Genomic DNA, 9,746 nt, shown 5'->3' on the forward strand with positions numbered 1-9,746 from the left:
AACCTGCTTCATAAATACGTAAACCGCTATGATTAGTTTAGCACGTATTTTGATACCCAACAACTATATTGCTGATTTTAAGATGATGGTATGGAGATGTAGGATTTATGAATGACAGACAGTGTCTGTTTACTGGGATCGGGAAGGAAGTCAGAGCTCCTGTGGAAGAAAAACAGGGCAAAACTGGATAAAAAACGGCAGGTATTTTATCTGATATTTTGCTTGAAAAAGGGAAAAAGAATTGTAATAATAAAATCATAAAGACTGAACGGTCCAAATAAAGTGAAAGAGAGGATATGTTATGAGCTATTTAAATGGTCAGACAGGATATCGCGAAGATCTTCTTAATACAAGATCCGTTGTAAAAATGGGAAGCTACGCAGTAATTGAACCAGACGGAATTGTAAAAAATGCAATCCCGGGATATGAGAACTGTGATGTGACCATTCTTGGATCTCCGGCTATGGGAGCAACTTTTGCGGATTACTTGATCACAGTACATGAAAATGGAAGCAATCCTGCATTTGGAGGAGAAGGCATCGAATCTTTCATCTATGTGGTAGAAGGAAGCATTACTGTGAAAAACGCAGATGAAGAGGCAACTCTGACAGCCGGCGGATACATCTATTCTCCGGCAGGAAATACAATCGCATTTAAAAACGCAGGTGCACAGGACGCTACACTGTTTGCATACAAACGTAGATATGAGGCGGTAGAGGGATACAGCGCTCATACAGTTGTAGCCAATATTAATGACACACCGTGGATGCCATATGAAGGAATGGAAAACTGCCACAGCAAAGATTTCCTTCCGGCAGCAGGAGATTTTGGATTTGATATGAACATGCATCTTCTGAAATTCAAACTGGGCGGATCTCATGGATATATTGAGACTCATATTCAGCAGCATGGTATGTACTTCCTTCAGGGAAAGGCAATGTACAGAATCGGTGATGACTGGATTCCGTTAAAGAAGGGCGATTATGTATTCATGGACAGCTACTGCCCTCAGGCATGCTATGGTGTAGGTAAAGAAGAGGATCTGATTTACATCTACTCAAAAGACTGCAACAGAGACGTACAGCTCTAATCAGCAGATGACGGTAAGTTATTCCTTAATAGTTTTATATAGAATGTTTGCGCAGAAATCGGCATTATCCATTTTGGATAATGCCGATTTCATTTTATCTCATAAAGGATGTGCAAAAAAAAGCAGGAGAGACGGAAAAACTGGGCAATAACACAAGGGATTTTAACCGGATGAAAGAACTTCTTGTCTGAAAGTACATAGAATTGGAAAATAATTGATAAAAATGAGACAAATTATACAAAACTAGATAAAAATGTTTTTGGTGTTTATCTAGTTCTCCGCTTGAAAAATCCCCGGTAAATTGGGATAATAATGCTATCAGTTTTAAGAAGGGAACGAATAGTTAAGGAGAGATGGAAAAATGAAATTATCCAGAGAAGAATTGAAAGGCCTGATGAAAAACAAGCTGATGAAAGCCGGACTGAACGAAAAGCATGCTGATATTGCGGCAGAAGTTATGACATGGTCCGATGAGAGAGGCTATCATTCTCATGGAGCAGTGAGAGTGGAATACTACAGTGAAAGAATTGCCAAAGGCGGCATTACCGCGAATCCAAATTTCACATTTAAGGAAACAGGTCCATGTTCCGGTATGTTTGACGGAGACAATGGATGCGGATATGCAGCAGCAAAAGAGGCAATGGACATAGCGATCGAGATGGCAAAGAAGAACGGAATTGCCGTTATCGGTATCAGTAATATTTCTCATAGTGGTTCTATCGGTTACTACACGGAGATGGCGGCAAAAAACGATCTGGCTGCGATTTCTTTTTGCCAGTCTGATCCGATGGCAGTACCTCCGGGAGGAACAGAACCTTATTATGGAACCAACCCGATTTCTTTTGCGGCGCCGACAGCAGATGACCGGACAGTAGTTTTCGATATGGCAACTACTGTACAGGCCTGGGGCAAGATCCTGGATAAGAGATCCAGAGGAGAATCTATCCCGGACAACTGGGCGGTAGATGAGAAGGGAAATCCGGTAACTGATCCGAACAAGGTGAATGCCCTCCTTCCGATTGCCGGAGCAAAGGGATACGGATTGATGATGATGGTAGATATTTTCTCCGGTATCATGACAGGAGTTCCGTTTGGAAAGCATGTCAGCTCCATGTACCATGACTGCTCCAAGGGAAGAGAGCTTGGACAGATGCATATCGTGATGGACCCGGAACGCTTTGTGGGACTTGAAACATTTAAGAGAAATATGTCCGCAACCTGTGATGAGCTGAACGCAATGCCGACAGCCGACGGATATGATAAAGTGTATTATCCGGGAGAACGTGCGCAGATGAGAAAAGAAAAAGCATACAAGACGGGCGGTATTGAGATCGTAGATTCTATTTATGAATACCTGAAAAGCGATGATATCCACTACAATCGATATGATCATAAAAACAGATTTGCAGAATAGGAGTGAGAGAAAGACATGTTAAAAACAGTAGTAAAAAAAGGCAGCTATCATGACTCTGTTGTGCTGATGCTTCTGACCAACAAGATATCAGCGATTGAAGGAGTCAAAAAGGTTTCCATCATGATGGCAACGCCTGCCAACAAGGATATTTTCAAACAAAGCGGGCTGGACACAGAGGAACTTATGGCAGCAACAGCGAATGATATGGTTGTTGTAGCGGATATTGATGATGACAGCCTTCTGGATACAATTATGGAAGAAACAGAAGAGTTTTTCCGCCAGCAGTCCGCGGAAAGCGGTGAAAAAAAGGGAACAGAAAGCGTGAAATCATGGGACAAGGCGCTCCAGAAGCTTCCGGATGCAAACCTGGCTGTGATTTCCATTCCTGGTGCCTATGCAGCTCTCGAAGCAGACCGCGCGCTTGATGAAGGAATGAACGTATTCATGTTCAGCGACAACGTGACACTTGAGGACGAAGTCAGATTGAAAAAGAAAGCACATGAAAAAGGGCTGGCTGTAATGGGACCGGACTGCGGCACCGGCATTATTCAGAGCGTTCCGATTGCGTTTACCAATAATGTAGCGCCTGGTTCTATTGGGATTATCGGAGCATCAGGCACGGGAATTCAGGAACTGACAACAATTATCGACCGTCTTGGTGAAGGTGTAACCAACGCGATCGGAATCGGAGGAAGAGATCTGAATGCAGCGGTAGGCGGAATCACTATGATGGATATGATTGACGCAATGGAAGATGATGACGCGGTGAAGGTTGTCATCATTGTTTCCAAACCGCCGGCAAAAGAAGTCCGTGACAAAATTGCCGCAAGATTGAGTAATTTCAGCAAACCGGTTGTCACATTGTTTGTAGGCGAAAAACCGGAATACCATGAAGAAAACTTCTACCATGCGTATACACTGGATGAGGCGGCAAGACTGGCAGTGGGGCTGGTGAGAGGAACGGAGATTCCGGAAGCTGTTGCGGATGTGGATGAAACTACGTTTTACAAGGCGGAAGACGGAAAGACGATCAAGGCATATTATTCAGGCGGAACTCTGGCAAATGAAGCTGCCATGCTGATCAAAGATGCGATGGATGTGAAAGTACCGCCGGAAGATATCGAAGGATATATGCTTCAGCTGGATGGCAATGTTGTTGTGGATCTTGGGGATGACGCTTATACTCAGGGCAAACCTCATCCGATGATTGACCCTGCGAAACGGATTGAATGCATGCAGGAAGCGGTTGATGACGAGAGCACAGGAGCCGTTCTCCTTGATATTATGCTTGGATACGGATCTCATGAGGATATGGCAGGAGCTCTTCTTCCTACGATTAAAGAGCTGAAAGCAAAGGCTGATGCAGCAGGAAGGAAAGTGTTCTTTATTGCGACTGTCTGCGGGACAAGAAGAGACTATCAGGGATATGATGAGGCTGTACGTAAATTAAAAGAAGCAGGCGTAATTGTCTGTGAAAACAATAAACTTGCATGCCGGACAGCAATCCGGGCTGTCGGAAGAGATTTCACGGAACCGGTTAAGGAAGTACGTCCGAAGAAGGCAGTAGAAGCAGAAAAGGCAGTACCATCTGAAAAGCTTCGCGCGCTTCTTTCCGAGAAACCGAAGATCATCAACATCGGTCTGAAGAGCTTTGCGGAAGTCGTAGAACAGTTCGGATGTCAGGTTGTACAATATGACTGGATGCCGCCGGCAGGAGGAAATGTAGAATTAATCAGAACACTCAACTTCCTGCGTCACTATGAAGGTCTGGATATTGATGAAGCGAACCGGGAGGTTATTGCGAAAGTGGTTGCCAGCCAGCCGGTAATTATCGATAATGTCAGAGCAAAAGACGTGATTCCGGAAATGAATGAAGGAAAAGTGATTTTACATGCAGGACCGCCGGTTGCGTATGAGAACATGCCGGATCCAATGCAGGGTTCCTGTGTGGGAGCAGTTCTTTTTGAAGAGTGGGCGGATAATGAAGCGGATGCAAGAAAACTTCTGGAATCAGGGGAAATCCGGTTTATTCCATGCCACCATGTGAAGGCGGTAGGACCGATGGGCGGTATTACGTCCCCGAACATGGCAGTTTTCGTTGTCAAGAACATGACAGATGGAAATGAAGCATACTGTACAATGAACGAAGGTATCGGAAAAGTACTTCGGTTTGGAGCATATTCAGAAGAAGTAGTAGACCGTCTCCGCTGGATGAGAGATATTCTTGGGCCGACACTTGGAAAGGCAATCCGTGAGCTTGGAGGTATTGCAGTAAATCCGTTGATCGCAAAAGCGATTGCGATGGGAGATGAATTCCATCAGAGGAACATTGCAGCTTCCCTTGCGTTCTTAAAGGAAGTTGCGCCGACTATTACAAAGATGGAAATGGATGATAAAGATCGCTATGATGTGATTAAGTTCCTTTCCGATACAGACCAGTTCTTCCTGAACATCATGATGGCAACCGGAAAAGCTGTTATGGATGCGGCACGTACGATCGAAAAAGGAACCATTGTAACTGCGATGTGCAGAAACGGTTACGAGTTTGGAATCCGGATTGCCGGCATGGGAGACGAATGGTTTACAGGTCCGGTCAACACACCTCAGGGACTGTATTTTACAGGATATGATGGAGAAGATGCATGTCCGGATATGGGTGACAGCGCAATTACAGAAACATTTGGTGTCGGAGGAATGGCGATGATTGCGGCCCCTGCTGTTACGAGATTTGTAGGAGCCGGCGGATATGAAGATGCACTTCGTACAAGTACGGAAATGACAGAAATTACTATCGACAGAAATCCGAACTTTATTATTCCGAACTGGAACTTCCAGGGAATCTGCCTTGGAATTGATGCAAGACTCGTTGTGGAGAAAGGCATTACCCCGGTTATCAATACAGGTATTGCGCATAAAATTGCAGGATACGGACAGATCGGAGCAGGAACAGTACATCCTCCGATTGAATGTTTTGAAAAAGCAGTTGCTGCATACGCAAAGAAACTTGGCTATACTTCAAAATAAAGCCGGAAAGGAAGTCGGCGATGGAAGCAAAAAAGATTGTAATTGCCCTGGGCGGAAACGCCCTCGGCAATGATGTAGAAGAACAGAAAGAGGCTGTCGCCAAGACGGCGAAAGTGATTGTAGATCTTGCAGAAGAAGGATATCAGATGATTGTAACTCATGGAAACGGGCCTCAGGTCGGAATGATTCAGAATGCCATGGATGAGTTTGACAAAGATCAGGTGGATTCCAAGAAAGTTCCGCTTCCGACAAGCGTGGCAATGAGCCAGGGATATATTGGAATAGATCTGCAGAATGCAATCAAATATGAATTATTTAAAAGAAATATTGATGGAAAAGTATCTACAATTCTTTCTCAGGTGGAAGTAGATGAGAACGACGAAGCGTTCAGAAATCCGACGAAACCGATCGGAAGATTTCTTACAAAAGAAGAAGCCGAAGAAAGAGAAGCAAAAGGAATCCGCTGCATGGAAGATGCCGGAAGAGGATACCGTATTGTGGTAGCCTCCCCGATGCCGAAAAGAATCCGCGAACTGGAAACAATCCGGACACTTATGAATGCCGGACATATTGTTATTACATGCGGGGGCGGCGGAATTCCGGTAATCAACCAGGGAGGAAAACTCGTAGGTGTCAATGCTGTCATTGACAAGGATAATGTAAGCAGCCTTCTGGCATCTAAAATCGGCGCGGATTATCTTGTAATTCTGACTGCCGTGGAAAAAGTTGCCATTAATTTCGGGAAACCGGATCAGGAATGGCTGTCTGATCTGACGGTAGATCAGGCTGAAAAATATATTGAAGAAAATCAGTTCGCAAAAGGATCGATGCTGCCGAAAATAGAGGCTGCGATCCGGTTTGCAAAGTCCGGAGAAGGACGTAAGACACTGATTACACTGCTGGATAAAGCAGCAGAAGGTATTGCCGGAAAAACAGGTACGGTAATCCATCAATAAAAAGATTGCGCTGAAGCGTAAGACAGTTTAGGAGAGAAAGCATGAATATACCGGTAAATCTTTTTATGTGGGTTCTGGCATGTCTGCCGATCATTGTACTTCTGGTACTGATGATCAGGTTTCAGTGGGGCGCGACCGATGCGGCTCCGATCGGGCTTGCCATTACCGTGTTTACAGGCATTGTATTTTACAAGGCAGATTTGAAAGTGATTGTTTCGGAAGGAAGCAAGGGAATCTGGAATGCACTGACGATTCTGATTATTGTATGGACAGCAGTACTGCTGTATCAGGTGGGAAATGAGACCCATGCATTTCTTGTCATTCGGGACGGCATGAGAAAGCTGCTCCCGAATGAGCTCCTGCTGATCCTGGCGATGGGATGGATTTTCGAAAGCTTTCTTCAGGGAATTACAGGATTCGGGGTTCCGGTAGCGGTGGGAGCGCCGCTGCTGATCGGAATCGGAGTAAAGCCGATGTGGGCGGTTATTATTCCGCTTCTTGGACAGTCCTGGGGAAATACTTTTGGAACACTGGCAGCAGCATGGGATGCGCTGGGAATGAGCGCCGGGCTGACTACCGGGAGCAGAGAGTATCTGGTTACTGCATTATGGGCCGCTGTTTTTATCTGGGTCTGGAATCTGATCATCGGCGTAACAATCTGCTGGTTTTATGGAAAAGGAAAGGCAATAAGAAAAGGAATTCTTGCAGTTGCTCTGATTTCCGTGATTCAAGGCGGAGGTGAGCTGCTGCTGACTCAGGTAAATACAACAATTGCATGCTTTGTGCCGGCATGTATTTCCCTGATTATTATCCTGATGCTGGGCAGGCTGCCTGCTTTTCGCAATGAATGGAATGTAAAAGAAAGTCAGATTATGGAAAGAAAAACTGCCGCACAGGAAGATGGGGAGAAGCCGGAAGGCATGACGCTTGTTCAGGCGTTTGTTCCGTATTTCCTGCTTTCGGTAATTGCGCTGGTTGTTCTTCTGGTGGAACCGGTGCATACGTTTCTGGGCCGCATACAGATTGGATTTTCATTTCCGGAAACAGTGACAGGATACGGATATGTAAATGAAGCGGTGGAGAGCTTTTCACCGTTATCGCCATTTACTCACGCAAGTATGTTTCTTCTTATTTCCTCTTTGGCGGGAATGATCTATTACCGGAAAAAAGGATGGATCAAAAAAGGAGGAATCGGAAGAATTTTTATCAGAGCCGTGTCCATGACCATGCCGTCCGGAATGGCAATCATCGGGCTGGTTATTATGTCAAAGATTATGGCAGGTACGGGGCAGACAGAGGTTCTGGCTAATGGTATCGCAAATGTGCTGGGAAAAGTCTACGTCATTCTTTCCCCGTTTATCGGACTTCTCGGCTCCTTTATGACAGGAAGCAACATGAGTTCCAACATTCTGTTTGCAGGATTCCAGTCGACAACGGCAAATCTGCTTCATGTAGATCCGTCCATTGTTCTGGGAGCGCAGACAGCAGGAGGATCCATCGGAAGCGCTATCAGCCCGAGTAATATTATTCTCGGGACTACGACAGCCAATATTCTTGGAAGCGAAGGCAAGGTACTGAAGAAGATTATTGTAATTACAGTTCCTGCGGCTGTAGTGATCGGTGTACTGGTATTTGCGCTGACAAGCCTGTAGAAGGAGGAGAAGCATGGAAGAACAGAAATTTTTTCGGACAAGAGCAGGACGTCTGACGATTGCATTCTGTGTTATCATGGCAGCATTTGTGCTCATGCTGACAGGCCTGCATTCAGACAACAGTATGTTATATTCAGTCGGTTTCGTTATGACAGCAGCAGCAATGCTGTATTCTCCGATTGAAGTACATATATATCAACGCTTAAAAAAATCCAAAAAATAAAAAGAAAGAGAGGAATCATTTATGGGCATTGAAGAAGTAACAGGAAGAATTGCCGCGAATCTGGAACACTTGAAACAGTATACAGCGACACCGGGAGAGGGCTGTACAAGACTGCCGTTCACAAAAGAGGCAAGAGAAGCGGCGGAATATCTGAAGGGACTGATGGAAGAAGCAGGCCTGGAAGTCCGTGAAGACGCAGCAGGAAACGTAATCGGAATTATGAAAGGGGAAGATCCTTCTCTTCCGTGCGTTATGATGGGCTCTCACTATGATTCTGTTGTAAACGGCGGGGACTATGATGGTATTGCCGGCGTTATCTGCGCGGTTGAGGTTGCAAGACAGTTAAAAGAAAAAGGCATTACTCCGAAGAGAAACTTTGCGGTTGTAGGTTTCTGCGATGAAGAAGGAATGCGTTTTGGTACCGGATATTTCGGATCCGGAGCAATGCTTGGACACAGAGATGTAGAATACTGCAAAAAATTCAAAGACACTGACGGTATTTCCATTTATGATGCCATGAAAGGATACGGACTGGATCCGGAAAAGATCGGAGACGCAAAGTGGCCGGATGGATCTATCGGATATTTTCTGGAAGCACACATTGAGCAGGGACCTGTTCTGGACGCAGAGAACATTGAACTTGGACTTGTCGACTGTATCGTAGGAATTCAGCGTTACATGGTAACCGTGCACGGAAGATCCGATCATGCAGGAACTACCCCGATGGATATGAGAATGGACGCTGTAGATGCAGCTACAAAAGTTATCTCCAAAATTGCGGACTGGGCAAGAGAAAAAGCAGACGGTACGGTTTCCACAGTAGGATATATCAATACGGTTCCGGGAGGCATGAATATCGTTGCGGAAGAATGTCAGTTTACAGTAGATATCCGTTCCAAGAATAATGACAATATCAATGATATTGCAAACCGGATCCGCGCCGCACTTGACAGAGAAGTAAAAGCAATGGGCGGAAGCTATGATATCGAGACAAAACTGGTAATCACACCGGTTGATCTTTCTCAGGAGATGCTTGGAATTATGGAAGAAAGCTGCAAGCAGCACGAATACAGCTACAAATACCTTCCAAGCGGAGCCGGACATGATGCGCTTGAGATCGGTCAGGTTCTTCCGACAGTTATGCTTTTCGTACCGAGCAAAGACGGAAGAAGCCACTGCCCGGTAGAGTTTACAAAGTACAGTGATTTTGCAAAAGCAGCAACAATCATGACAGAACTTGCAGAGAAGCTTCTCGGATAATCAGACCTGAAAAATAATGAATAATATATATATCCCCCATTTGAAATGGGGGCCGAGGCAAAGCCGTAGCGTTACCTAGAGTACTAAAAAACTCCTATGCTATAATGATATTGGTTTCGCAGGCCAT

7 protein-coding genes are annotated in these 9,746 nt (G+C 45.1%); all 7 read left to right on the forward strand.

The window, feature by feature from the left end; all coding sequences use genetic code 11:
• Positions 1–301 precede the first annotated feature (301 nt).
• The 7 genes from allE (at position 302) to H6A32_RS12770 (ending at position 9,619) form a co-directional block, all read left to right on the forward strand.
• Complete coding sequence (gene allE, locus H6A32_RS12740) at positions 302–1,090, forward strand: (S)-ureidoglycine aminohydrolase (protein ID WP_087253812.1); 789 nt, start codon at positions 302–304, stop codon at positions 1,088–1,090.
• Positions 1,091–1,451: 361 nt separating this feature from the next.
• A complete protein-coding gene (gene allD, locus H6A32_RS12745; protein ID WP_087253810.1) occupies positions 1,452–2,504 on the forward strand; it encodes an ureidoglycolate dehydrogenase in 1,053 nt (350 codons plus the stop codon).
• Between the two features lie 15 nt (positions 2,505–2,519).
• Positions 2,520–5,528, forward strand: coding sequence for a DUF1116 domain-containing protein (gene fdrA / locus H6A32_RS12750; protein WP_118637233.1), 3,009 nt, complete (start codon positions 2,520–2,522; stop codon positions 5,526–5,528).
• Positions 5,529–5,548: 20 nt separating this feature from the next.
• Positions 5,549–6,484 (forward strand): carbamate kinase, encoded by a 936-nt coding sequence (gene arcC, locus H6A32_RS12755; protein ID WP_087253801.1) that lies wholly within the window; start codon positions 5,549–5,551, stop codon positions 6,482–6,484.
• A 41-nt stretch (positions 6,485–6,525) separates the two neighbouring features.
• The gene (locus H6A32_RS12760; RefSeq protein WP_204864491.1) at positions 6,526–8,136 is read left to right on the forward strand and encodes an L-lactate permease; all 1,611 of its coding nucleotides are present in this window, start codon (positions 6,526–6,528) and stop codon (positions 8,134–8,136) included.
• A gap of 13 nt (positions 8,137–8,149) precedes the next feature.
• Entirely contained in the window at positions 8,150–8,359 is a 210-nt protein-coding gene (locus H6A32_RS12765; RefSeq protein WP_087253794.1) for a hypothetical protein, read from the forward strand.
• Positions 8,360–8,380: 21 nt separating this feature from the next.
• Positions 8,381–9,619, forward strand: a complete 1,239-nt coding sequence (locus H6A32_RS12770; RefSeq protein ID WP_087253791.1) for a M20 family metallo-hydrolase — start codon at positions 8,381–8,383, stop codon at positions 9,617–9,619.
• The last annotated feature ends 127 nt before the right edge of the window (positions 9,620–9,746 follow it).

The sequence above is a fragment of the Drancourtella massiliensis genome (genome assembly GCF_016900655.1).
Taxonomy (GTDB): Bacteria; Bacillota; Clostridia; order Lachnospirales; family Lachnospiraceae; genus Sellimonas; species Sellimonas catena.

Excerpts from the sequence above, each read along its gene's own strand:
- H6A32_RS12765 (WP_087253794.1), top strand. The coding sequence starts at position 8,150 with ATGGAAGAACAGAAATTTTTTCGGACAAGAGCAGGACGTCTGACGATT.
- H6A32_RS12760 (WP_204864491.1), top strand. The coding sequence starts at position 6,526 with ATGAATATACCGGTAAATCTTTTTATGTGGGTTCTGGCATGTCTGCCG.
- fdrA (WP_118637233.1), top strand. The coding sequence starts at position 2,520 with ATGTTAAAAACAGTAGTAAAAAAAGGCAGCTATCATGACTCTGTTGTG.
- H6A32_RS12770 (WP_087253791.1), top strand. The coding sequence starts at position 8,381 with ATGGGCATTGAAGAAGTAACAGGAAGAATTGCCGCGAATCTGGAACAC.
- allD (WP_087253810.1), top strand. The coding sequence starts at position 1,452 with ATGAAATTATCCAGAGAAGAATTGAAAGGCCTGATGAAAAACAAGCTG.
- allE (WP_087253812.1), top strand. The coding sequence starts at position 302 with ATGAGCTATTTAAATGGTCAGACAGGATATCGCGAAGATCTTCTTAAT.
- arcC (WP_087253801.1), top strand. The coding sequence starts at position 5,549 with ATGGAAGCAAAAAAGATTGTAATTGCCCTGGGCGGAAACGCCCTCGGC.